23 protein-coding genes and 1 pseudogene are annotated in these 22,912 nt (G+C 67.0%); 15 read left to right on the top strand and 9 right to left on the bottom strand.

What is annotated here, in order from left to right; translation table 11 throughout:
- A partial coding sequence (locus A5782_RS25005) for an NAD-dependent deacylase (protein ID WP_067105069.1) occupies positions 1 to 555 on the bottom strand: 555 nt, incomplete at its 3' end.
- Between the two features lie 36 nt (positions 556 to 591).
- Between A5782_RS25005 and A5782_RS25000 the strand changes: the two genes are divergently transcribed.
- Entirely contained in the window at positions 592 to 957 is a 366-nt protein-coding gene (locus tag A5782_RS25000) for a GntR family transcriptional regulator (RefSeq protein WP_067105052.1), read from the top strand.
- Positions 958 to 1,014: 57 nt separating this feature from the next.
- On the opposite strand, the gene A5782_RS24995 is transcribed toward A5782_RS25000, so the two are convergent.
- Positions 1,015 to 1,536 carry a DUF1697 domain-containing protein gene (locus tag A5782_RS24995; RefSeq protein ID WP_067105050.1) on the bottom strand — a complete coding sequence of 174 codons (522 nt, stop codon included), beginning with the start codon at positions 1,534 to 1,536 and terminating at the stop codon, positions 1,015 to 1,017.
- 74 nt (positions 1,537 to 1,610) lie between these two features.
- Between A5782_RS24995 and A5782_RS24990 the strand changes: the two genes are divergently transcribed.
- The gene (locus tag A5782_RS24990; RefSeq protein ID WP_067105049.1) at positions 1,611 to 2,054 is read left to right on the top strand and encodes a PPOX class F420-dependent oxidoreductase; all 444 of its coding nucleotides are present in this window, start codon (positions 1,611 to 1,613) and stop codon (positions 2,052 to 2,054) included.
- 50 nt (positions 2,055 to 2,104) lie between these two features.
- Positions 2,105 to 2,329 (top strand): DUF5302 domain-containing protein, encoded by a 225-nt coding sequence (locus tag A5782_RS24985; protein WP_067105048.1) that lies wholly within the window; start codon positions 2,105 to 2,107, stop codon positions 2,327 to 2,329.
- A 43-nt stretch (positions 2,330 to 2,372) separates the two neighbouring features.
- Here A5782_RS24985 and A5782_RS24980 read toward each other — a convergent pair whose 3' ends face one another.
- A complete protein-coding gene (locus tag A5782_RS24980) occupies positions 2,373 to 2,906 on the bottom strand; it encodes a nuclear transport factor 2 family protein (RefSeq protein WP_067105044.1) in 534 nt (177 codons plus the stop codon).
- Between the two features lie 102 nt (positions 2,907 to 3,008).
- Here A5782_RS24980 and A5782_RS24975 point away from each other — a divergent pair, with 102 nt between their 5' ends.
- Positions 3,009 to 3,581: an HhH-GPD-type base excision DNA repair protein gene (locus tag A5782_RS24975; RefSeq protein ID WP_067105043.1), complete on the top strand. Its 573-nt coding sequence runs from the start codon at positions 3,009 to 3,011 to the stop codon at positions 3,579 to 3,581.
- A gap of 30 nt (positions 3,582 to 3,611) precedes the next feature.
- A complete protein-coding gene (locus A5782_RS24970) occupies positions 3,612 to 3,758 on the top strand; it encodes a hypothetical protein (RefSeq protein ID WP_063892814.1) in 147 nt (48 codons plus the stop codon).
- Here the strand turns inward: A5782_RS24970 and A5782_RS24965 are convergent.
- Complete coding sequence (locus tag A5782_RS24965; RefSeq protein WP_067105041.1) at positions 3,755 to 4,186, bottom strand: MarR family winged helix-turn-helix transcriptional regulator; 432 nt, start codon at positions 4,184 to 4,186, stop codon at positions 3,755 to 3,757. The genes A5782_RS24970 and A5782_RS24965 overlap by 4 nt on opposite strands.
- A gap of 52 nt (positions 4,187 to 4,238) precedes the next feature.
- Between A5782_RS24965 and A5782_RS24960 the strand changes: the two genes are divergently transcribed.
- Complete coding sequence (locus A5782_RS24960; RefSeq protein ID WP_197694342.1) at positions 4,239 to 4,853, top strand: TIGR03086 family metal-binding protein; 615 nt, start codon at positions 4,239 to 4,241, stop codon at positions 4,851 to 4,853.
- A gap of 28 nt (positions 4,854 to 4,881) precedes the next feature.
- On the opposite strand, the gene A5782_RS24955 is transcribed toward A5782_RS24960, so the two are convergent.
- The gene (locus A5782_RS24955; protein ID WP_067105038.1) at positions 4,882 to 6,006 is read right to left on the bottom strand and encodes a hypothetical protein; all 1,125 of its coding nucleotides are present in this window, start codon (positions 6,004 to 6,006) and stop codon (positions 4,882 to 4,884) included.
- Positions 6,007 to 6,052: 46 nt separating this feature from the next.
- Entirely contained in the window at positions 6,053 to 6,811 is a 759-nt protein-coding gene (locus A5782_RS24950; RefSeq protein ID WP_067105031.1) for a hypothetical protein, read from the bottom strand.
- Between the two features lie 160 nt (positions 6,812 to 6,971).
- Here A5782_RS24950 and A5782_RS24945 point away from each other — a divergent pair, with 160 nt between their 5' ends.
- On the top strand, positions 6,972 to 8,327 hold the full coding sequence (locus A5782_RS24945; RefSeq protein WP_197694344.1) for a mannosyltransferase: 1,356 nt from the start codon (positions 6,972 to 6,974) through the stop codon (positions 8,325 to 8,327).
- Here the strand turns inward: A5782_RS24945 and A5782_RS24940 are convergent.
- On the bottom strand, positions 8,324 to 8,608 hold the full coding sequence (locus A5782_RS24940) for a 4a-hydroxytetrahydrobiopterin dehydratase (protein ID WP_067105030.1): 285 nt from the start codon (positions 8,606 to 8,608) through the stop codon (positions 8,324 to 8,326). The genes A5782_RS24945 and A5782_RS24940 overlap by 4 nt on opposite strands.
- A gap of 77 nt (positions 8,609 to 8,685) precedes the next feature.
- The gene (locus A5782_RS24935) at positions 8,686 to 9,462 is read right to left on the bottom strand and encodes a DivIVA domain-containing protein (protein WP_067105029.1); all 777 of its coding nucleotides are present in this window, start codon (positions 9,460 to 9,462) and stop codon (positions 8,686 to 8,688) included.
- A 275-nt stretch (positions 9,463 to 9,737) separates the two neighbouring features.
- On the opposite strand from A5782_RS24935, the gene A5782_RS24930 reads away from it, so the two are divergent.
- From A5782_RS24930 to A5782_RS24900, 7 genes and pseudogenes are all read left to right on the top strand, one after another.
- Positions 9,738 to 10,145, top strand: a complete 408-nt coding sequence (locus A5782_RS24930) for a (deoxy)nucleoside triphosphate pyrophosphohydrolase (RefSeq protein WP_067105026.1) — start codon at positions 9,738 to 9,740, stop codon at positions 10,143 to 10,145.
- Positions 10,146 to 10,592: 447 nt separating this feature from the next.
- Positions 10,593 to 14,291, top strand: a complete 3,699-nt coding sequence (locus A5782_RS24925) for a nitrate reductase subunit alpha (RefSeq protein WP_067105025.1) — start codon at positions 10,593 to 10,595, stop codon at positions 14,289 to 14,291.
- Positions 14,292 to 14,325: 34 nt separating this feature from the next.
- Positions 14,326 to 15,942, top strand: a complete 1,617-nt coding sequence (narH, locus tag A5782_RS24920; RefSeq protein WP_067105023.1) for a nitrate reductase subunit beta — start codon at positions 14,326 to 14,328, stop codon at positions 15,940 to 15,942.
- Positions 15,939 to 16,608 (top strand): annotated as a pseudogene (gene narJ, locus A5782_RS24915) (nitrate reductase molybdenum cofactor assembly chaperone). The gene narH and the pseudogene narJ overlap by 4 nt, the downstream one beginning before the upstream one ends.
- Entirely contained in the window at positions 16,601 to 17,332 is a 732-nt protein-coding gene (gene narI / locus A5782_RS24910) for a respiratory nitrate reductase subunit gamma (RefSeq protein ID WP_067105016.1), read from the top strand. Before narJ ends, narI begins: the two are co-directional and overlap by 8 nt.
- A 70-nt stretch (positions 17,333 to 17,402) precedes the next feature.
- Positions 17,403 to 19,292: a translational GTPase TypA gene (gene typA, locus A5782_RS24905; protein ID WP_067105067.1), complete on the top strand. Its 1,890-nt coding sequence runs from the start codon at positions 17,403 to 17,405 to the stop codon at positions 19,290 to 19,292.
- Between the two features lie 46 nt (positions 19,293 to 19,338).
- The gene (locus A5782_RS24900) at positions 19,339 to 21,186 is read left to right on the top strand and encodes an ABC transporter family substrate-binding protein (protein ID WP_197694343.1); all 1,848 of its coding nucleotides are present in this window, start codon (positions 19,339 to 19,341) and stop codon (positions 21,184 to 21,186) included.
- An 11-nt stretch (positions 21,187 to 21,197) separates the two neighbouring features.
- Here A5782_RS24900 and A5782_RS24895 read toward each other — a convergent pair whose 3' ends face one another.
- Complete coding sequence (locus A5782_RS24895; RefSeq protein WP_067105065.1) at positions 21,198 to 21,809, bottom strand: TetR/AcrR family transcriptional regulator; 612 nt, start codon at positions 21,807 to 21,809, stop codon at positions 21,198 to 21,200.
- 134 nt (positions 21,810 to 21,943) lie between these two features.
- Between A5782_RS24895 and mshB the strand changes: the two genes are divergently transcribed.
- Entirely contained in the window at positions 21,944 to 22,858 is a 915-nt protein-coding gene (gene mshB / locus A5782_RS24890; RefSeq protein WP_067105012.1) for an N-acetyl-1-D-myo-inositol-2-amino-2-deoxy-alpha-D-glucopyranoside deacetylase, read from the top strand.
- Positions 22,859 to 22,912: the final 54 nt, after the last annotated feature.

Raw genomic sequence — 22,912 nt, 5'->3', positions numbered from 1 at the left:
CGCCGGATAGACGATCGCCGAGGTTCCGACCACCACCATCACGTCGGCGGCCTCGGTCGCCTCCACGGCGCGCTGCCAGGGCTCGTCGGGCAGCTGTTCACCAAACCACACGATGTCGGGTCTGATCAGGCCGCCGCAGTGACATACCGGAGGCTCCACCTCCAGCGCCGGTTCGGGCATCGCGGGCAGCGCGCCGGAATAGCGCGTACCGCAACGCGCGCAACGGAATTCGAACAGGCTGCCGTGCAGATGGTGAACCGACTGGCTGCCAGCGCGCTCATGCAGGTCGTCGACGTTCTGGGTGATGACGCTGACCTGGGCGTCGTTTTGCCAGGCGGCGATGGCGCGGTGGCCCGCATTCGGTTGGACGTCGGCGACCAGATAGTGGCGCCACAGATACCAGCCCCAGACGCGCTGCGGGTTGTCGCGCCACCCCTGGATGCTGGACAGCTCGTAAGGATCGAAGCGGGCCCACAATCCGTTCTTGTCGTCGCGGAAGGTCGGCACACCGCTCTCCGCGGAGATTCCCGCACCGCTGAGCACCGCTACTCGCATCCCACCAAGATAGCCGGGGTGGGGGATACTGAATGAGTGGAGCTGCGTGACTGGTTGAAGGTCGACATGAAGGCGGGAAAGCCGTTGTTCGACCAGCTCAGGACGCAGGTCATCGACGGGGTCCGGGAGGGCGCATTGCCGCCCGGCACTCGCCTGCCCACCGTGCGGGATCTGGCCGGCCAACTCGGCGTCGCCGTCAACACCGTGGCGCGCGCGTACCGTGAGCTGGAAACCTCCGCCATCATCGAAACCCGCGGCCGCTTCGGCACTTTCATCGCCCGCTACGACCCGACCGACGCCGCGATGGCGGCCGCGGCCCGCGAGTACGTCCGGGTTACGCGCGGACTCGGTTTGGACAAGGCCGACGCGGTGCGTTACATCGAAGCCGTGCCCGACGAATGAGGGCTCGGCAAGCGTCGAAAACCCTTGGCGCGCACTGACTGTCTGGTAGCCCGGGGCTCAGCGCAACACCTTGTCCAGCGTGCGCAGGTTGCGCGTCGTGGTCGACGACTTGTACCGCGGCTTACCCATCGTCTTGCCGATGCTGCTGTCTAGCGTGCTGCCCTTGGGGACCTGCCAATAGATCACCCCGTCACCGCGGCGGATCTTCTCGTCGGGACCCGCGTCCTTGCCCAGCGCGGCGAGCTCGCCCAGCACTGCCTTATCGGCGACGAACGTGACGTAGGACTGATAGCCGTCGACCTCGCGCTCGAACGGATAGGCATCGACCACGGCGCGCACCGTGTCGATGTCATAGGCCAGCACCCACGCGTCGTAGCCGAACCGGTCGCGCAACGCGGCTTCGGCTTTTTTGCGCACCGACGCCACGCCGGCGCTCGACTCCAGCAGCACGTTGCCGGTGGCCAGGATGGTCCGTACCTGGGTGAACCCCGCGTCGGTCAGCGCGGCCGCCACCTCGGCCATCTTGAGGGTGACGCCACCGACGTTGACGCCACGCAAAAATGCCGCGTACTTGGTCATGCCCCGATTCCACCAGGTCGGCCGCGCAACGACTATCCCGGGCCGCCCGCCCCGGTGCGACGTAGGCTTTCGTCATGGGACGCCAAGTCTTCGACGACAAATTGCTGGCCTTGATCAGTGGGCATTCCCTCGGGGTGCTGGCCACCATCAAGCGCGACGGTCGGCCGCAGCTGTCGAACGTGAGCTATCACTTCGACCCGCGCAGCCTGGTGATCCAGGTATCGATCACCGAGCCGCGCGCCAAGACCCGCAACCTGCGTCGCGACCCGCGGGCCTCGATCCTCGTCGACGCCGACGACGGTTGGTCGTATGCCGTCGCCGAGGGCACCGCCGAGCTGACGCCTCCGGCGGCCGCGCCCGACGACGACACCGTGCAGGCGCTGATTGCGTTGTATCGCAACATCGCCGGTGAGCACCCGGACTGGGACGAATACCGGCAGGCCATGGTCACCGACCGGCGGGTGTTGCTGACGCTGCCGATCTCACATGTGTACGGCATGCCGCCGGGTATGCGGTAGCCGCGCCGCCAACCCAACCGTTTCGGCAAACGCGGGCTAGGCTGCCCCGTATGGCTGAATCGAATGCCCGGCAGGGTTCAAAGTCGTCGGAGTCTACGGAGGCTGCCGGATCGCCCGGGTCGGACGACGACACCAAGCGCAAATTCCGCCAAGCCCTGGACCGCAAGATGGCCAAATCCTCGGGCGGGTCCGATCACAAGGACGGCACCGGCAAGCAATCGCGGGCGCACGGCGCGGTGGGAAACCGCCGGGAATTCCGTCGCAAGAGCGGCTGAGTTTCGTTGGCCGACAGCGGTGGCCGAATCACGTTGACGGGGTTCAGTCCTGGGGCGCAGCGAACAGGCTGATCGAGGGGTCGGCTTGGCCTGGTTGGCCGCGCAGGCTTCCTCGGGTGCTGGGGTGTCCGAAGTTCACTTGGGACGGGTCGTTCTGGTATGCCCAGTCCGCCACGATGGTGCGTTGATTGAACTTCCAGCGGCCGTCGTGTCTGCCGTACGTGTCCAGGTACCGTCCGCCGATGATGACGTCGATGTCGTGCTCGGGGCCGGCGAAGGTGTGGAACACCAGGCAGTAGACCTCACCGCGGGCCGTGTCGCCTTCGACCAGGAAGTTCGTTGTGGTGATGTTGTGTTGGGAGACACGCACATACGGTTCCGCGGCCACTAGTTGCGCGATGAACTGTTCGACGCCTCCCGTCGAGAACGAACCGTGCGAGTCCGTGGCGTCGGGGTGATACAGGCCGCGAAGGGCGTGATAGTCAGCGCGGTCGACGGCTCGGCAGTAGGCGGTAACGAGCTGATGCAGTTCGTCCCGGGCCAGCATTAGCGCCAACTTGGCCTCATCCACCACCACGTCACGATAACCGGGTGGTTATCTGCCGCTGTCTTGGTAGGTAGTCTTCGCACAAATGCGTCATCGGTCTTAGGGTGTTCAGCGGAAGGAAGGTCGTTGACAGTGAAACTTTGCCTCGCTCAAGATCCTGAGGCCGACAAGCTGCTGGCCGACAATCCGCTGGCCCTGCTCATCGGGATGGTTTTGGATCAGCAGGTCCCATTTGAGACTGCCTTCGCGGGACCGAAGAAGATTGCGGACCGGATGGGCAGTTTCGACGCCGCCGACATCGCGGACTTCGACCCGGATAAGTTCGCCGCGTTGTGCTCGGAAAGGCCTGCGATACACCGCTTTCCGGGGTCGATGGCCAAGCGCATCCAAACGCTGGCGCAGATCATCGTGGACCGCTACGAGGGCGACGCGGCCGGATTGTGGATCGCCGGTGACCCCGACGGAAACGAGCTGCTGCGGCGGATCAAGGGATTGCCGGGCTTCGGCGACGTGAAAGCTCAGATCTTTTTGGCCCTGTTGGGCAAGCAATACGGCGTGACGCCGAAGGGATGGCGCGCGGCCGCCGGGGATTTCGGCCAGGCCGGTTCGCACATTTCCGTCGCCGATATCGTCGATGCCCAATCGATGGGGAAAGTGCGCGCATATAAAAAGCGGCTGAAAGCAGCAGCCAAGGCGGCGAAGTAAACACGGTCATTCGAAGGGAAGGTCGACAACGTGAAGACGCACATAACGTGTCCATGCGGCGAAGCCATCGTCGGCAAGGATGAGGACGAATTGGTCGAATTGACCCAAGCTCACCTTGCCAGCGTTCATCCTGGCCTCGACTACGACCGCGACGCCATCTTGTTCATGGCGTATTAGCCGCCAACTGCGGCCGACAGTTGCTGCAGTACGCGCAGGAACAGGTGACGGTCGTCGGCTGTTAGCTTTGCGAGCCAGCGCTCCTCACCGAGCTGGATGTCTTCCTGCGCGGCATCTTTCGCGGCCCGGCCGGCGTCGGTGAGCGCAAGCAGGCGCACACGCCGGTCGTCTGGGTCGGGGCGGCGTTGGATATAGCCCCGGTTCTGCAGGTCATCAAGCGTGGGGATGATGCGCGTCTTGTCGGCGCCGATCGCCTCCGCCAGTGCGGCCTGGCTGCGCACCGGCGAGCGATCGAGCGCGCCCAGCACGATGTAACCCCACATCGACAATCCATGCGCTTCCAGCACGGGGGCCTCGGCGGCGATCAGCTCGCGAACCAGTGGCCCCATCATCGCCGCGAGATCGGGACGTCGTGCCCTGGGTGCCATGCGGGAAAGCGTAACTGTTGACTGATGATAAGTCAGCGCCTATGGTATGCGTATGTCTACTATTACGGATGTCCGCCCATTTCACCGGCTCGCCGTGCAGGCATCCGTTGAGATCGTTGCGGCGGTCACGCGGGACGATCTGCGCAGGTCGACGCCGTGCGCGGGCTGGAACCTGCTCGACCTGCTCGCCCACATGACGGCGCAGCACCACGGGTTCGCCGCGGCCGCGCGCGGAGACGGCGACAGCCCGACCAGATGGGCGTCGGACCGCGTGGCCGACGCCGTGGCCGCCGATCCCGGCGGCGTCTACACCGCTGCCGCCGCTGACGTGCTCGACGCGTTTGCGCTCGACGGGGTGCTCGACGCACCGTTCGCCCTCCCCGAGATCGGCCCCGGGGCGACCTTCCCGGGCGCGATGGCGATCGGCTTTCACTTCGTGGATTACGTGGCGCACGGCTGGGACGTCGCCCGGAGCATCGGCGCACCCTTTTCGCTCCCGGGCGACGTCGTCGCTGCCGTACTGCCACTCGTGTTCGCGGTTCCAGATGGGGAGTACCGCAGCACCGACGGCGCACCGTTTGGCCCGGCCATCGCCGCGCCTGACGGCGCGGCAGATCTTGACCGCGTTCTCAGCCACCTCGGCCGCTCGCCGGATTGGAAACCCTGAAACCGCGGCGGAATAGCGCTGATCCGCTTTACGGCACCACCGTCGAGCCGATCGTGGGCATGAACTGGCACTGCTTTTCCTTCGTGGTGACCTGCCCGAAGATCGTCGACATGATGCTGCCGGAGCCGGTGTCGGCAATCGCGCTCAACGTCGTCGGCCCCTCCGGGTTGATGTCCGGACGCGGCTTGAGTGCGACGGTCCCGGACTTGCCGGTGGTCAGGTTCACCCATGTGACGTTCAACGGCAGCTTCTGCACCTCGGCGGGTCCGGGCGTGCCGACCGCGGTGAACACGTAAGCGGTCTGACCGGCTCCTGGCCCGGGAAGCGGAATCTTGGCCGGCCCCGCCACCGACAACGCGGTGGCGATGGCGCTGGTGCCGTCCGCCAGGCAGTTGGTGCCGATCGACGGGTACATGAAGTCCTGGGTGGGCGGCGTGTCAGCGCCGAACCCTGGAGCGGCCGCTGTGGGAGCGGCCTCCGGTGCGGGAGCGGGTGCCGGTGCCGCCGCGGGGGCGGCGTCCGGTGCGGGCGGGGTCGCCGGCGGCGCTGCGGCCGGTGCCGGTGGTGCCGGGACCGGCGCGGCGACGGGCACGTTGGCCGGTTGGGCGGGCCCCGGCGCGGCAGGTGCCGCGGCGGGTGCCGGACCGGCCGCGTGTACCGGGTCGATGCCGGCCGGCAGGTGCGCCTCGGGCGCTGGAGCCGCGGCAGGTGCCGGAGCCGCGGCAGGTGCTGCCTCGGGAGCCGGGCCGGCCGCGTGCGCCGGATCGATACCGGTCGGCAGGTGGGACTGCATACCGGGTTCAACGCCTGCCGCGGGCACGTGTTGCACCGGTGCACCGGGTTCCGCGACGAATTGATTGACCGCCGCCGCAACGTTTTTGGACTCGGTGGGCGTGGTCGGATTGTGAGCGAAGGCTTGTGCGGCGGCCATCAGCAGCTGTGTCGCTTGCTGCGGGTCGGTGGCCGCCTGCTGGATGAGCGGGCTGAGCTGCGACAAGGCAGGCAGACCCGGCAGTCCTTGGGCCGCATTCGGTTGCGGTATCGGCTGTGGCGCCGCCGGGTCGGCTGTCGCGCTCGGGCAGAGCCCGAACGCGACAGCCGATGCCGTGACGACAGCGGCCAAACCTTTGGACAGATTCCAAGTGGTTGCCACGATGTCCTCCGGTTGTCAGTAGTGGTTTAGCCGTTTACGAAGCAGATCAGGGCAGGGCGGACAGCAGCGGCGCTGCCGGTCCGGCGGGGCTGGCCGCCGGCGCGGGTGCCGCCGGTGCCGCGGGTGCCGCCGGAGCCTGTCCCGAAGCGAGCGCCGGCAGGTCCTGCGGGAGCATCACTTTCGGGGGCACGCTGACCGGAAGGCCGGCCGGCATCGCCGGCATATTGACCTGCGCCTGCGGAATCTGCGGGGTCGGCGGAGTGGCCGGTGCCGCCGGAGCAGACAACCCCGGGATCGCGGGCAGGCCCGGGATCGACGGAGCGGCCGGAGCGGCGGGACCGGCAGCCGCCGGCTGCGCGCCCGTCAGGCCCTGGATCATCCCCGGAATGCCACCGGTCGCCGCCGACGGCGCAGCGGGCGTCGCCGACTGCGCCAGCCCCGGAAGGAAGGGGTTGGCCGCAGGAGAAGGCACCTGGGCGGCGGGGCTGGTCGGCGCGGTCAGTCCGGGAATCGACGGAAGACCCGCCGCCGGAGCCGCCGCGGTTGCCGGCGAGGTGGCCGCCGGAACACCCGGGAAGCTGATGCCCGGAGTGGCCGGAGCCGCCGGGGGCGTGGCGCCCAGTGCGGTAGCGAGGTTCTGCAGGATTTGCGGTGCGTTGGCCGCCGAACTGATCAGCTGCTGCGGAATGTTCGGCATGGCCGGGGCCGGCACGGGGTCGGCGTGGGCGATACCGCCCGTCAATAGTGCTGCGGACGAACCGACCACGACGGCGGCTGCACGCATGTAAGTCCAGATGGTTGGCATGACTCTCCCTGATTGATCGACTACAGGTTCGTCGCTGAAGCTACTTTGATGCAGATGGGACTCAAGTGACACGTGTGGCATTTATGTATTCGTTACGGATACGAGCGGGACCGGTGACCGAATACGCGAAATAAGCGCTCCAAGGGCTGGCCGGGGCGGGCTGAGGACCGACGGCGTCGTGCCGCAGGCCCCGCTCGCTAAAGTCGGGCGGATAGACACCACCTCGACCGCTCAGGCGGCACCCCATACCCAGCGGTTGGCGAGTTTCCTTGGAGTCGCCGCGCCGATGCTGCTCATCGTGAGCATCGCCGCCCGACTGGGCTGGACGTATCTGGCTCCCAACGGCGCGAACTTTGTCGACCTGCACGTGTATCTCGGGGGGTCCGCCGCGATCGACCATCCCGGCACCTTGTACAGCTACGTCTATGCCGACCAGACGCCGGACTTCCCGCTGCCGTTCACCTACCCGCCGTTCGCGGCCGTCGTCTTCTACCCGCTGCACCTGTTGCCGTTCGGCCTCGTTGCCTTCCTGTGGCAGGTCGCGACCATGGCCGCGCTGTACGGCGCGATCCGGATCAGCCAGCGCCTGATGGGAGTCGCGGCCGGCGACGGCCGGCGACTTGCGATGTTGTGGACGGCGATCGCCATCTGGATCGAGCCGCTGCGCAGCACCTTCGACTACGGCCAAGTCAACGTGTTGCTGATGACCGCTGTGCTGTGGGCGGTGTACACCGCGCGGTGGTGGCTTTCGGGGCTGTTGATCGGCATGGCGGCGGGAATCAAGTTGACCCCCGCGATCTCCGGCGTCTATCTGGTGGGCGCGCGCCGGTGGGGCGCGGCGGTGTTCTCGGCGGTCGTTTTCGTTGCCACCATTGGGATTTCGGTCATGATCGTCGGCGATCAGACGCGCTACTACTTCACCGATCTGCTGGGCGACGCCCACCGGGTGGGCCCGATCGCCACCTCGTTCAATCAGTCCTGGCGCGGCGGCATTTCGCGGATCCTGGGCCACGACGTCGGATTCGGCCCGCTCCTGGTGGCCGCCGTCGTCGTCACCGCGGTGCTGGCCGTGCTGGCCTGGCGCGGCCTGGACCCCTCCGATCGGCTGGGCAGGCTCGTGGTGGTGGAGCTGTTCGGGCTGCTGCTCTCACCGATTTCCTGGACCCATCACTGGGTGTGGCTGGTACCGCTGATGATCTGGGCGATCCACGGCCCGGTGCGTGAGCTGCGCGGAGCGCGCATCGTGGGTTGGGGATGGCTGGCCCTTACCTTGATCGGCGTGCCGTGGTTGCTGAGCTTCGCGCAACCGACCATCTGGCAGATAAGCCGGCCGTGGTATCTGGCCTGGGCCGGGCTGATCTACATCGTGGCGGCGGTGGCGACGTTGATCTGGATCGCGGCCACCGCCGCGCCGAGCCGGGGGGACCGCGCCGAGCGTCACGCTAACGCGACAATCGACACCGAGCGTCACGGCAGCGTGACGACCGACGGAGGCGAGGGCCCGGCCGCGGTCTAGTTGTCGACGATGCCGTTGATATCGCGGGCCATGTCGATGTCATTTTGGGTGATCCCGCCCTCGGAGTGCGTAACGAGAGCGAAAGTCACTGTCCGCCAACGAATATCGATGTCCGGGTGATGGTCCTTGCTCTCCGCGTGCTCGCCCACCCGGCGCACGGCATCGATGCCGGCGAGAAAACTCGGAAATTTTATCGAGCGGCGCAGGGCGCCGCCGGCCCGCTCCCATCCGTCCAGATCGGGCAGTGCGGCGTCCACTTGCTCATCCGTTAACACAGCCATATGGGACTCGTCCTCTCGGATAACGGCTTGATCGAGGGCAGCCCTGAAATGTCTGGCCTCCCCGCGAAGATGGTCACCTACGAGGCTACGGCGGGATCACCCGGTACTTGATTCTTCTGGTCCAACGGCACCACGACGCCGGCCTCTGGAATGTTCTGTTGTTGCTGGTAAGCGGACTCCAGGCTGGCAGGGATGCCTTGTAGGTCGCGGGCTACGCCCATCAGTTCTTCCAGGATCATGATTCGTTGCTGATTCGCCTCGTCCATCGCGCTGTGGGCTCGCTCGTCGAATTCATGTGCTTTCTGCTTTGCGTCGGCGAGGAGCTGCTCACGTTCATGGCAGGCTTCCTGCCACGCTTCGTCGATTAATGACTGGGCTTCAGCCCGCATCCCGGCGAGTTGGGCGTCGAGCTTTTTCCTGGTTTCCTCACACTCCATTTGGAGCGCTCTTCGCTGCGCGGCCATGTGCTCCAACAGCTCTCGGTATTCTCGCTGCGCGGCCTCGGCCTCGGCCTCGGCACCCGCGATCAGCGCATCTGCCTCGGCGCGTGCCTCGGCCTGCATCCGAGAAGCCTCATCGAGTGCACGCCGCAGCATCTTCGCCATCCGATGCTGTATCGCGTAGGGCGTCGGTGATGTGTCCGACAGGGCGGCGACCTCATCCTTGAGGCAGGCGACCTCAATCCGCAGCGCGGCTGCTTCATTGCTGGATTCGTCTCGCTGGGCCCTGAGGTTCTGAACTTCGTCGATCAGCAATTTCTCCTTGGCGAGCAACACCTCGATGTAGGGATCGACCAAAGCCGGGTCATAGCCCCGAAAGATCCGAGTGAACGACTTTGTGGGTTCGGTGATCATTGCCAACTCCCCTCATTGGAAGTGCCTGTCAAGGTCGTGACCGACTGGACTCGAGTATTCCACGGCGGCGACTAAATCGTAAGAGAGGCGTTGTGTCCCAAAGGAATTCGATAGCATCTGGACCTGAATGGCTGTCTCAATGGTCGTTGCGGTCAGTGTTCCCAGCGGTGGCGGGTCGTATGGGGCAGTACGGCCGACGGCCGCGCGCGAAGCCGAACTGGCAATGTTCGTCTGCACGCACATAGCCATGCTCCGGCGGTATACCGTGACTGGCCATGTCGACCCAGATCGTCGTCGCCGGCGCCCTGATTTGCGGCGCCAAGGTCTTGGCGGCACAGCGTGCCCGCCCGCCGGAGCTGGCCGGCCGCTGGGAGCTGCCCGGCGGCAAGGTCGCGCCCGGTGAAACGGAGCGCGACGCGCTGGCTCGCGAGTTGGCCGAGGAGTTGGGTCTGCAGGTCGGCGACGTCGCGGTGGGCGACCGGCTGGGCGACGACATCGCGGTGGACGGCGGGTTCACGCTGCGGGCCTACCAAGTGCGCCTGATCGGGGGCGAACCCGACGCGCGTGATCATCGGGCGTTGCGCTGGATTACCGCGGCTGAGCTGCACGCTCTCGACTGGGTGCCGGCAGATCGGGGCTGGTTGGCGGACCTGGCGAAAGCTCTGAAGAGAGCTACCTCATAACAAGTCCACAGACTTCCGGCAGCTTATGTACAGCCGCGTCGCAGGTCTTCGCAGTGAACTGAATAGAACAATATGACGTGTAATGACGACGCCACAAAAATCTGCCCTGGATGTGCGTGCCGATAGCGAGTCGAGTGCTTGTTCAGACCTTGCCGTCGCGGCCGCGGTGCCGGGCCGGCACGTGGACAGGTGTGCAAAAACCCCTGCTCATGACCCCCTTTGCCGAGAATCGCCCACGCGAGGCGGATCTGATTTCGCCCGCGACCCAGACTTATGCTGGTGTTGTATCGCCCCCCAGCCCGCGGGGCCTGAAATGCCGAGTGTTGAGCCGATCCGGCCTGGCGCGGGCGGGTGGAACACAGGGCTGATTGCCAAACACGACGCACATGGGGCCGAACGAACGACCCGGCGACGAGGCGAGACGCTACCGAATCGGAGGAGTACTTCTTGACTGTCACACCTCACATTGGCGGAGTTCTCGAGGAGCTCTTGGAGCGCACCGGGCGGTTTTTCACGCCCGGCGAGATCTCGGCTGACCTGCGCACGGTCACGCGCGAGGGCGGGCGCGAAGCCGACGTGTTCTACCGTGACCGGTGGAGCCACGACAAGGTGGTTCGCTCCACGCACGGGGTGAATTGCACCGGATCATGCTCATGGAAGATCTACGTCAAAGACGGGATCATCACCTGGGAGACCCAGCAGACCGACTATCCGTCGGTGGGTCCGGACCGGCCGGAGTACGAGCCGCGCGGCTGTCCCCGGGGTGCGTCGTTTTCGTGGTACAGCTACTCGCCGACCCGGGTGCGCTACCCCTACGCCCGGGGGGTGCTCATCGAGATGTACCGGGAAGCCAAGGCACGGCTGGGCGACCCAGTGCTGGCATGGGCCGACATCCAGGCCGACCCAGAGCGTCGTCGCCGCTATCAGCAGGCCCGCGGCAAGGGCGGACTGGTCCGGGTCACGTGGGCCGAGGCCACCGAGCTGATCGCCGCCGCCCACGTGCACACCATCAAGACCTACGGACCGGATCGCGTCGCCGGATTCTCTCCGATCCCGGCGATGTCGATGGTGTCCTACACCGCCGGCTCGCGGTTCTTCGAGCTGATCGGCGCCCCCATGACGTCGTTCTACGACTGGTACGCCGACCTCCCGGTGGCCTCACCGCAGGTCTTCGGCGACCAGACCGATGTGCCCGAATCCGGGGACTGGTGGGACGCAGCGTATCTGATGATGTGGGGCTCCAACGTCCCGATCACCCGCACGCCCGACGCGCACTGGATGGCCGAGGCGCGCTACCGCGGCACCAAGGTGGTGACCGTCAGCCCGGACTACGCCGACAACACCAAGTTCGCCGACGAGTGGATGCCCTGTGCGGCCGGCACCGACGGGGCGCTGGCCATGGCGATGGGCCACGTCATTCTCTCGGAGTGCTATGTGCAAAAGCAGGTCCCGTTCTTCACCGACTATTCCCGCCGCTACACCGACCTGCCGTTCCTGATCAAGCTGGAAGAACGCGCCGACATGCTGGTGCCGGGAAAGAACCTCACGGCAGCAGATTTGGGGGAGGCCGTCGAGAACGCCGCACTCAAGCCAGCGGTGCTGGACGAGACGACCGATTCGGTTGTGGTGCCGCACGGTTCGCTGGGATTCCGGTACGGCGAGTCGGGCGTCGGCAAGTGGAACCTCGATCTCGGCGACCTGACTCCCGCACTCAGCGTGCGAGACGCGCACGGCCGCAACGGAGATGACAGCGCCGCGCTCGTCCACCTGCCCAGCTTCGACACGGTCGACGGCGAGGGCACGACCGTAACGCGCGGCGTTCCGGTGCGCCGTATCGGTAAGCATCTGGTGTGCACCGTCTTCGACCTGATGCTCGCCCAGTACGGTGTGGCCCGACCCGGTTTGCCCGGCGAATGGCCCACCGGCTACGACGACGCCACCCAGCAGAACACCCCGGCATGGCAGGAGGCGATCACCGGCGTGTCGGCCGCCCAGGTCATCCGGGTGGCAAGGGAATTCGCGCAGAATTCGGAGGAATCCGGCGGCCGCTCCATGATCATCATGGGCAGCGGAATCTGTCAGTGGTTTCACGGCGACGCCATCTACCGCGCGGTGCTGGCGCTGCTGATGCTGACCGGGTCGATGGGCCGCAACGGCGGGGGATGGGCCCACTACGTCGGCCAGGAAAAGGTGCGCCCGCTCACCGGTTTTCAGACGATGGCGATGGCCACCGACTGGGTGCGGCCGCCGCGCCAGGTGCCGGGCGCCTCGTACTGGTATGCGCACACCAACCAATGGCGTTACGACGGCTACGCGGCCGATAAACTGGCCAGCCCGGTGGGCCGGGGCCGATTCGCGGGCAAGCACACCATGGACCTGCTGGCCTCGGCGACGGCCATGGGCTGGAGCCCGTTCTATCCCCAGTTCGACCGGTCCAGCCTCGATGTCGCCGACGAGGCGCGCGCCGCCGATCGTGACATCGCCGACTACGTCGCCGAGCAGCTGGGCCAGCGCAAACTCAAGCTCGCCGTCACCGATCCCGATAATCCCGTCAATTGGCCCCGTGTCCTTACCGTATGGCGCGCCAACCTGATTGGGTCTTCGGGCAAGGGCGGCGAATACTTTCTGCGCCATCTCTTGGGGACCGACTCCAATGTGCAGGCGCAGCCGCCCGAGGACGGGGTACGGCCCGTCGAAGTGACGTGCGACGGGGACATTCCTGAGGGCAAGCTCGACCTGATGATGTCGATCGACTTCCGGATGACCTCGACGACGCTGGTGTCTGACGTCGTGCTGCCGGCCGCAACCTGGTATGAGAAGGCCGATATCTCCAGCACCGACATGCACCCCTACGTGCATGCGTTCAGCGCCGCGACCGACCCGCCGTGGGAAACCCGTTCAGATTTCGACGCTTTCGGTGCCATCGCCCGCGCCTTCAGTGCCATGGCCAAGGATCACCTGGGCACGCGCACCGATGTGGTGCTCACCGCGCTGCAGCATGACACCCCAGAGGCGATGGCGTATCCCGATGGCACCGAACAGGATTGGTTGCACTCGGGTGCGACGCCGGTGCCGGGGCGGACGATGGGCAAGCTGACCGCGGTGGAGCGCGACTACACCGCCATTTACGACAAGTGGCTGACGCTGGGTCCGCTCGTCGACAAGTTCGGCTTGACCACCAAGGGCGTCACGGTGCACCCCTTCCGCGAAGTCGAGGAACTGTCGGCGAAGTTCGGGGTGATGAAGTCCGGTGTGGCAGCCGGCCGTCCGGCCGTCACCACCGCGTCGCGGATGGCCGACGTGCTGTTGTTGCTGTCGGGGACGACCAACGGCCGGCTCGCGGTCGAGGGTTTCCATGAACTGGAGAAGCGCACCGGACAGCGGTTGGTGCATCTGGCCGAGGGCAGCGAAGACCGCCGTATCAGCTATGCCGACACCCAGGCACGTCCGGTCCCGGTGATCACCAGCCCGGAATGGTCCGGCAGCGAAACGGGCGGCCGCCGTTACGCGCCGTTCACCATCAACATCGAGAACCTCAAACCGTTCCACACCCTGACCGGACGGATGCACTTCTATCTGGCCCACGACTGGGTCGAGGAACTCGGCGAGCACCTGCCGGTGTTCCGCCCGCCGCTGGACATGACCCGGTTGTTCGGCCAGCCCACGCTGGGCCCGACCGAGGACGGAATCGGGCTCACGGTGCGCTACCTGACGCCGCACTCGAAATGGTCGTTCCACTCCACCTACCAGGACAACCTGTACATGCTGTCGTTGTCCCGTGGCGGCCCGACGATGTGGATGAGCCCGGGCGATGCGGCGAAAATACAAGTGCGCGACAACGATTGGGTCGAGGCGGTCAACGCCAACGGCATCTACGTGTGCCGGGCGATCGTCTCGCACCGGATGCCCGACGGCGTGGTTTTCGTCTACCACGTCCAGGAGCGCACGGTGGACACCCCGCGCACGGAAACCAACAACAAGCGCGGCGGTAACCACAACGCTCTGACCCGGGTGCGCATCAAGCCCAGCCACCTGGCCGGGGGTTACGGTCAGCACGCGTTTGCGTTCAACTACATGGGTCCGACCGGCAACCAGCGCGACGAAGTGACCGTCGTGCGGCGGCGCAGCCAGGACGTGACCTACTGATGCCCACAAGCGAAGCCTGGGGAGCGAGGCCCTCATGAAAGTCATGGCGCAGTTGGCGATGGTGATGAACCTCGACAAATGCATCGGTTGTCACACCTGTTCGGTGACGTGCAAACAGGCGTGGACCAACCGACCCGGCACCGAATACGTATGGTTCAACAACGTCGAAACCCGGCCCGGCCAAGGCTATCCGCGCACATACGAGGATCAGGAGCGGTGGCGCGGCGGTTGGATTCGCGACAAGAAGGGCCGACTGCGGCTACGGGACGGCGGCCGCCTGCAGAAACTGCTGCGGATCTTCGCCAATCCGAGGCTGCCCGTCATCGGCGACTACTACGAGCCCTGGACCTACGACTACGAGAACCTGACCACGGCACCCGCGGGTGACACCTTCCCGACGGCCGCGCCCAGAAGCCTGATCAGCGGTGAGCCGATGAAGGTTTCGTGGGGCCCGAACTGGGACGACAACCTGGCCGGGTCGCCGGAAATCCTGGCCGGGGACCCGATCCTGAAGAAGGTCAGCGAACAGGTCAAGCTCTCGCTCGAAGAAACCTTCATGTTCTACCTGCCCCGCATCTGCGAGCACTGCCTCAACCCGTCCTGCGTGGCGTCGTGCCCGTCGGGCGCGATGTACAAGCGCAGCGAGGACGGCATCGTCCTGGTCGACCAGGACCGCTGCCGCGGCTGGCGGATGTGTGTGTCCGGATGTCCTTACAAGAAGGTCTATTTCAACCACAAGACGGGCAAGGCCGAGAAGTGCACGCTGTGCTATCCGCGGATGGAGGTCGGCTTGCCGACCATCTGCTCGGAGACCTGCGTGGGGCGACTGCGCTACCTGGGCGTCGTCCTCTACGACGTCGACCGGGTGCTGGAGGCGGCATCGGTGGAAAAGGAGACCGATCTGTATCCGGCGCAGTGCGAGATCCTGCTGGATCCCAACGACCCGGACGTCATCGCCGGTGCGCGGGCGGAGGGGATCCCGGATGAGTGGATCGAGGCCGCGCAGCGTTCCCCGATCTACGCGCTGATTCACACCTACAAGGTGGCGCTGCCGCTGCATCCGGAATACCGGACCATGCCGATGGTGTGGTACATCCCGCCGCTCTCGCCGGTGGTCGACGCGGTCAGCCGCGACGGGCACGACGGCGAAGACATCGGCAATCTGTTCGGTGCGCTGGACGCGCTGCGCATCCCCATGCAATACCTGGCCGAACTGTTCACCGCCGGCGACACCGCCGTGGTCGAAGGCGTGCTGCGGCGGCTGGCGGCGATGCGCTCCTACATGCGCGACATCAACCTCGGCCGCGAAACCCAGCCGCACATCCCGCATTCGGTCGGCCTGACCGAAGAAGAGATCTACGAGATGTACCGCCTGCTCGCCATCGCGAAATACGAAGAGCGCTACGTCATTCCGACCGCCTTCGCGCCCCAGGCCCGTGACCTCGAGGAGATGGGCTGCTCGTTGACGGGTGACGGCGGGCCCGGCATGTACGAGTCGGATCCGGTGCCGGTGTCCGTGGAGACCTTCCACACCCTCAAACAGCGCGGCGACGATCCCGGCAACACGCGACCTTCGACGCGGGTGAACCTGCTCAACTGGGACGGGGGCCAGGTACCCGCCGGAATGTTTCCCGAAGGGCAGCAGCGATGAAGTTGCTTTCGGCGCTCCGGGAGCGTTCCACCACCCGGTCGATGCAGGATCGCCTGGTGTGGCAGGCGGCGTCGCTGCTGCTGGCGTACCCGGACGACGGATTGTCCGGACGCCTGGACGCCGTCGATGAGTTGCTCGGCCATATCAGCGGTCCGCCGGCGGCGTTGCTCGCCCAGACGGTCGCGGCGCTGCGTGCGGTCGAGCCGATGGCCGCCGCGATGGACTACGTCGCGACGTTCGACATGCGCCGGCGCGCCACGATGTATCTGACCTACTGGACCGCGGGGGACACCCGCAACCGCGGCCGGGAGATGTTGGCGTTCGCCACCGCCTATCGGGAGGCCGGCGTGCAGCCGCCGCGCGCCGAGGCGCCCGATCACCTGACCGTGGTGCTCGAATTCGCCGCCACCGTGGATCCAGAAGCCGGACGGCGTCTGCTGAACCAGCACCGCGTGCCGATCGACGTGCTGCGCGCGGCCCTGGCCGACTCCAAGTCGCCGTACGAGCCGACGGTGGCGGCGGTCTGCGAGACCCTGCCCGCCGCGACCGATCAGGAAGTGCGCCGCGCCGAGCGCCTGGCGAAAGCCGGGCCACCGGCGGAAGCCGTTGGCCTGCAACCGTTTACCTTGACCGTGCCACCGAAGTAAAGGAACGCCAAGTGTTTAGCAACGTCCTGTTCTGGGACATCGCGCCCTACGTCACGCTGTCGGTGCTGATCGTGGGCACCTGGTGGCGCTACCGGTACGACAAATTCGGCTGGACCTCGCGGTCGTCACAGGTCTACGAGTCGCGACTGCTGAGCATCGGCAGCCCCATCTTTCATTTCGGCATCCTGGCGGTTTTCGCCGGGCACGTGATGGGGTTGTTCGTCCCGCCGCGGGTGACTCACATGTTGAAGGTGAGCGACTATGCCTACCACCTGCAGGCGGTCATCGGCGGGTCGGTGGCCGGCATCGCGACGCTGATTGGCATCGGCTTGCTGATCTACCGGCGATTCACCCGCCCGGCGGTGTCCATGGCCACCAGCCGCAGCGACAAGGTGATGTATGTGGTGCTGGTGCTGGCGATCGTGGTGGGCCTGTACTGCGACCTGATCGGTACCGGTCCGCACGGCGGGGAGTTCCACTATCGCTACACGGTCGGTTTGTGGTTCCGCCGGATCTGGATATTTCAGCCGCACGGCGAGGTGATGATCAACGCCCCGCTGGACTACCAGCTGCACGCCCTGATCGGCATGGTGCTGTTCACGCTGTGGCCGTTCACCCGCCTGGTGCATGCGTTCAGCGCCCCGATCGTCTACCTGTTCCGGCCCTACATCGTCTACCGCAGCCGCGAGGCGGCGGGCAAGGGTCAACTCGTCGGTACAGCACCGCGTCGGCGGGGCTGGTAGCGGACCGGCGGAGGGCGCCCGGCCACCAGCCGGTTCGCTATCCGTGGCCCCCGCTGCCACAATCACCGACGTGCTATTTCGCAACGTCGCCATCGTCGCCCACGTCGACCACGGAAAGACCACCCTGGTTGACGCGATGCTGCGGCAATCGGGCGCGCTGCACCACCGGGGTGACGACACGGTCGAGCGCCTCATGGACTCCGGGGACCTGGAGAAAGAAAAGGGCATCACGATCCTGGCCAAGAACACGGCCGTGCATCGCAAGCATGCGGACGGAACGACGATCGTCATCAACGTCATCGACACCCCGGGCCACGCCGACTTCGGCGGTGAGGTGGAGCGCGGGCTGTCGATGGTCGACGGGGTGCTCCTGCTGGTCGACGCCTCCGAGGGTCCGCTGCCGCAGACCCGGTTCGTGCTGCGCAAGGCCCTGGCCGCCCACCTTCCGGTGATCCTGGTCGTCAACAAGACGGACCGGCCGGACGCCCGGATCTCCGAGGTCGTCTCGGAGAGTCACGACCTGCTGCTCGACGTTGCGTCGGACCTCGACGAGGACGCACAGAAGGCCGCCGAGCACGCCCTCGACCTGCCGACCCTGTACGCCTCGGGCCGCGCAGGCATCGCCAGCACGACGGAACCGTCCAATGGTGAGAACCCCGCGGGCGACAACCTCGATCCACTGTTCGACGTTCTGCTCGAGCACATCCCGCCGCCCCAGGGCGATCCCGAGGCACCGCTGCAGGCACTGGTGACCAACCTCGACGCCTCGGCCTTTCTCGGCCGACTCGCGCTGATCCGCATCTACAAGGGCCGGATCCGTAAGGGTCAGCAGGTCGCCTGGATGCGCGAGGTGGACGGGCATCCCGTCATCACGAACGCGAAGATCACCGAACTGCTGGTGACCGAGGGGGTGGAACGGACGCCCACCGAGGAGGCGATCGCCGGGGACATCGTCGCGGTGGCCGGGCTGCCCGAGATCATGATCGGGGACACGCTGGCCGATCCCGACCACGCCCACGCGCTGCCGCGCATCACCGTCGACGAACCGGCGATCTCGGTGACGATCGGCACCAACACCTCGCCGCTGGCGGGCAAGGTGAAGGGGCACAAGCTGACCGCTCGCATGGTGAAGTCGCGGCTCGACGCCGAACTCGTCGGCAACGTCTCCATCAAGGTCGTCGACATCGACCGGCCCGACGCCTGGGAGGTGCAGGGCCGCGGCGAGCTCGCGCTGGCGGTGCTCGTCGAGCAGATGCGTCGCGAGGGTTTCGAACTCACGGTCGGCAAGCCGCAGGTGGTCACGCAGACCATCGACGGGAAGCTGCACGAGCCGTTCGAGGCGATGACGATCGACTGCCCCGAGGAATTCGTCGGCGCGATCACCCAGCTGATGGCCGCCCGCAAGGGCCGCATGGAGGAGATGGCCAACCACGCGGCGGGCTGGGTCCGGATGGACTTCATCGTGCCCAGCCGCGGCCTGATCGGCTTCCGCACCGACTTCCTCACCATCACGCGCGGCACCGGCATCGCCAACGCCGTGTTCGACGGCTACCGGCCGTGGGCGGGGGAGATCCGGGCTCGCCACACCGGGTCGCTGGTCTCCGACCGCGCCGGCACCATCACGCCGTTCGCGCTGATTCAGCTCGCCGACCGGGGCCAGTTCTTCGTCGAACCCGGCCAGGACACCTACGAAGGCATGGTCGTCGGAATCAACCCGCGCGCCGAGGATCTCGACATCAACGTCACCCGCGAGAAGAAGCTGACCAACATGCGGTCGTCGACCGCCGATGTCATCGAGACGTTGGCCAGGCCGCTCGAGCTCGATCTCGAGCAGGCCATGGAATTCTGTGCGGCCGACGAATGCGTCGAGGTGACCCCGGAGATCGTGCGGGTGCGCAAGGTCGAGCTGGACGCCACCTCCCGAGCCCGCAGCCGGTCGCGCGCCAAGGCCCGGGGTTAACGCCGGGTGGCCGGGAGGGGCCGCTGTGCAGCTGCTCGATACCCTGATCAGCGTGCCGAGACGAGTTCGCCGCTGGTTCATGGTGCTGGGCGGCCTGGTCTCCTTGGTCGGACTCGTGCTCTCGGCCTGCACGGTCAACCCGCCGCCGGCGCCGCAGAGCACCGATACGCCGCACAACTCGGTGCCGCCGCCGCCCCGGGTCAGCGAGATCATCATGGGCATCGACTCGATCGGGGCCGGCTTCAATCCGCACCTGCTGTCCGACCTGTCCCCGGTGAACGCGGCGATCAGCGCGCTGGTGTTGCCGAGCGCCTTTCGGCCGGTCCCCGACCCCAACACGCCGACCGGCTCACGCTGGGAGATGGACCCCACCCTGCTGGTGTCGGCCGAGGTGACCGGTCAGAACCCATTCACGGTGACGTACAAGATTCGCCCGGAGGCGCAGTGGACGGACAACGCGCCGATCGCCGCCGACGACTTCTGGTACCTGTGGCACCAGATGGTCAGCCAGCCCGGCGTCGTGGACCCGGCCGGGTATGACCTCATCACCGGCGTGCAGTCCCTGGAGGGGGGCAAGCAGGCGGTGGTGACCTTCGCCGAACCGTATCCGTCCTGGAAAGAGTTGTTCAGCAACATCCTTCCGGCGCACATCGTCAAGGACGTGCCCGGGGGTTTCGCGGCGGGCCTGGCCCGGGCGCTTCCGGTCACGGGCGGGCAGTTCCGGGTGGAAAGCATCGACCCGCAGCGCGACGAGATCCTGGTGGCCCGCAACGACCGCTACTGGGGACCGCCGGCCAAACCCGCGCTCATTCTTTTCCGGCGAGCCGGTGCGCCGGCCGCGCTGGCCGATTCCGTGCGCAACGGCGACACCCAGGTGGCGCAGGTGCATGGCGGCTCGGCCGCCTTCGCGCAGCTGTCCGCCATTCCCGATGTCCGGACCGCCCGGATCGTGACGCCGCGGGTCATGCAGCTCACGCTGCGGGCCACCGAGCCGAAACTGTCTGACACCCAAGTCCGTAAGGCGATCCTGGGGCTGCTCGACGTCGATCTGCTCGCGGCCGTGGGCGCGGGCAGCGACAACACCGTCACCCTGGATCAGGCGCAGATCCGCGCGCCGAGCGACCCGGGCTACGAGCCGACCGCGCCACCGGCGATGACGACGCCCGCGGCGCTGGCGTTGCTGGAGGGGGCCGGATACAAGGTGGAACCCAACTCCTCGGCATCGCCGGCGCCGACCCCGCCGAACACCGGTCCGCCCGAGGTCATCCGGGGCCGGATCAGCAAGGACGGCCAACAGCTCTCACTGGTCATCGGGGTGGCCGCCAACGACCCGACCGCGGTCGCGGTGGCCAACACCGCCGCCGACCGCTTGCGCAACGTCGGCATAGCCGCGACCGTGCTGGCGCTGGACCCCGTCACCCTCTACCACGACGCGCTGAACGACAACCGCGTGGACGCGATCGTCGGCTGGCATCAGGCGGGCGGAAACCTGGCGACCCGGCTCGCCTCCCGGTACGGCTGTCGCGCACTGGAATCGACCCAGGTCCCGATTTCCAATGGGCCGGCCGCCACGTCGACGACACCGACCACGACGCCGCCGCCCAGCCGCCCGGCCGATCCCAACGCCCTGGTGCAGGCGCCGTCGAATCTCACCGGGATCTGTGATCGCAGCATCCAGTCGAACATCGACGCCGCCCTCAACGGCACCAAGAACATCAACGACGTGATCACCGCGGTCGAACCGCGATTGTGGAACATGTCCACCGTGCTGCCGATCCTGCAGGACACCACGATCGTCGGGGCCGGCCCGAGCGTGGAGAACGTCAGCCTGTCCGGTGCGGTTCCGGTCGGCATCGTCGGCGACGCCGGCCAATGGATCAAGACCGGGCCCTAGCGCCGGCGTCGTCAGCCGGCGGGTTGCGCTGCCCGCGGCGGGATCACGGTGTCGACGATGAGCGCCAGCTCGCGCCGGTTCGGTGGCGATCCGTTCAGCAGGAAGTGCTGGTTGATCAAGGCCGGTCCGATGTGCGCGGTGAGCGGTGTCATCTTGGCCGGATCGAGAGCGCCTTCTTCTACCGCAGCCGCCAGGATCGTTTCGACGAGGCTCAGCCGTGGGCACACCACCGCGTCGGCGAAGATGGCCCGCATTTCGGGTTCGTGCAGCAGCTGATGGACAACGTGAATTCCCGGAAAGCCGGTCTTTCCGGCCAGGACGTCACGGTGGGCGGTGAACATCGTCAGTAAATTCTCCCGGGCCGAACGACCGGGGCGCGGCTCGGGCATCGGCGGTAGGGCGAAAACCAACGCCGCGTGCACCAGCTCGCATTTGGTGTCCCAGCGCCGGTAGAGCGCGGCCTTGCCGGTGTGGGCGCGCGCCGCGATCCCCTCCATGGTCAGGCCCCCGTAACCGACTTCGGTCAGCTCGGCCAGGGTGGCCTCGTAGAGCGCGCGTTCGAGGACCTCACCTCGCCGGCGGCTTCGGCTGCCGGTGTGGTCTGCGTCCGTGAGCTGGGGCACCCCTTGATAGTAGCCGTGCGCGTTCCTATCCGCTGGGTCCCGGCGACGCGGCCGCCCGGCGACGACCATAAGAAACGGTGCCGGTCACTAACCTGACTGCCGATCTCGTCGCCTTTGCCGGTAGGGTGCCGTCCATGCCTGAGACGCCGCGGCTGCTGTTCGTCCACGCGCACCCCGACGACGAAAGCCTCGGCACCGGCGCAACCATCGCCCACTACACCGCCCGCGGGGCGGATGTCCGCGTCGTCACGTGCACGCTGGGCGAAGAGGGCGAGGTGATCGGCGATCGCTGGGCCGAACTCGCCGTCGACCGCGCGGACCAACTCGGCGGCTACCGGATCGGCGAACTGACCGCCGCGCTGCAGGCGCTGGGCATCAGCGAACCGCGCTATCTCGGTGGCGCCGGCCGGTGGCGCGATTCGGGCATGCGCGGCACGCCAACGCGCCACCGGCAACGCTTCATCGACGCCGACGAGCGCGAGACCGTCGGCGCGCTGGTGGCCATCATTCGCGAACAGCGTCCCCACGTCGTCGTGACCTATGACCCGGACGGCGGCTACGGCCATCCCGACCACATCCACGCGCACCGGGTGACGGTTGCCGCCCTGGCGGCGGCCGGGCCGGGAGCCGGCGGGGCCGATTTCCCCGGCGAGCCCTGGGGCGTGCCGAAGTTCTACTGGTCGGTCTTCTCGACCCGCGCATTCGAGGCGGCCATGGACGCACTGACGCCCGAGGATCTGCGGCCCGAATGGTCGATCCCGCCGAAGGAAGAGTTCTCTTTCGGCTACGCCGACGACGACATCGACGCCGTCGTCGAGACCGCCCCGGAGGCTTTGGCCGCCAAGCGGGCGGCGCTCGCCGCCCACGCCACGCAAGTGGTGGTCGGTCCTACCGGGCGGGCCTGCGCCCTCTCCAACAACGCGGCGATCCCGATAGTGGGTCAGGAGCACTACGTCTTGGCCGCCGGCGACGCGGGAGAGCGCGACGAGCGGGGCTGGGAAACGGACCTGCTCGCGGGGCTTGGTTTCCCCGCCGCCCGGACGCGGTAGGCTGCCAATCAGGCAGCCACGGAAGGAATTCGCATGGACCCCGACCTGGACCCT

Origin of the sequence: Mycobacterium sp. 852002-40037_SCH5390672 (genome assembly GCF_001665875.1) — a bacterium.
Classification (GTDB): Bacteria; Actinomycetota; Actinomycetes; order Mycobacteriales; family Mycobacteriaceae; genus Mycobacterium.
The sequence above is the reverse complement of the archived record's forward strand: the minus strand, read 5'-3'. Positions and strand labels throughout refer to the sequence as shown.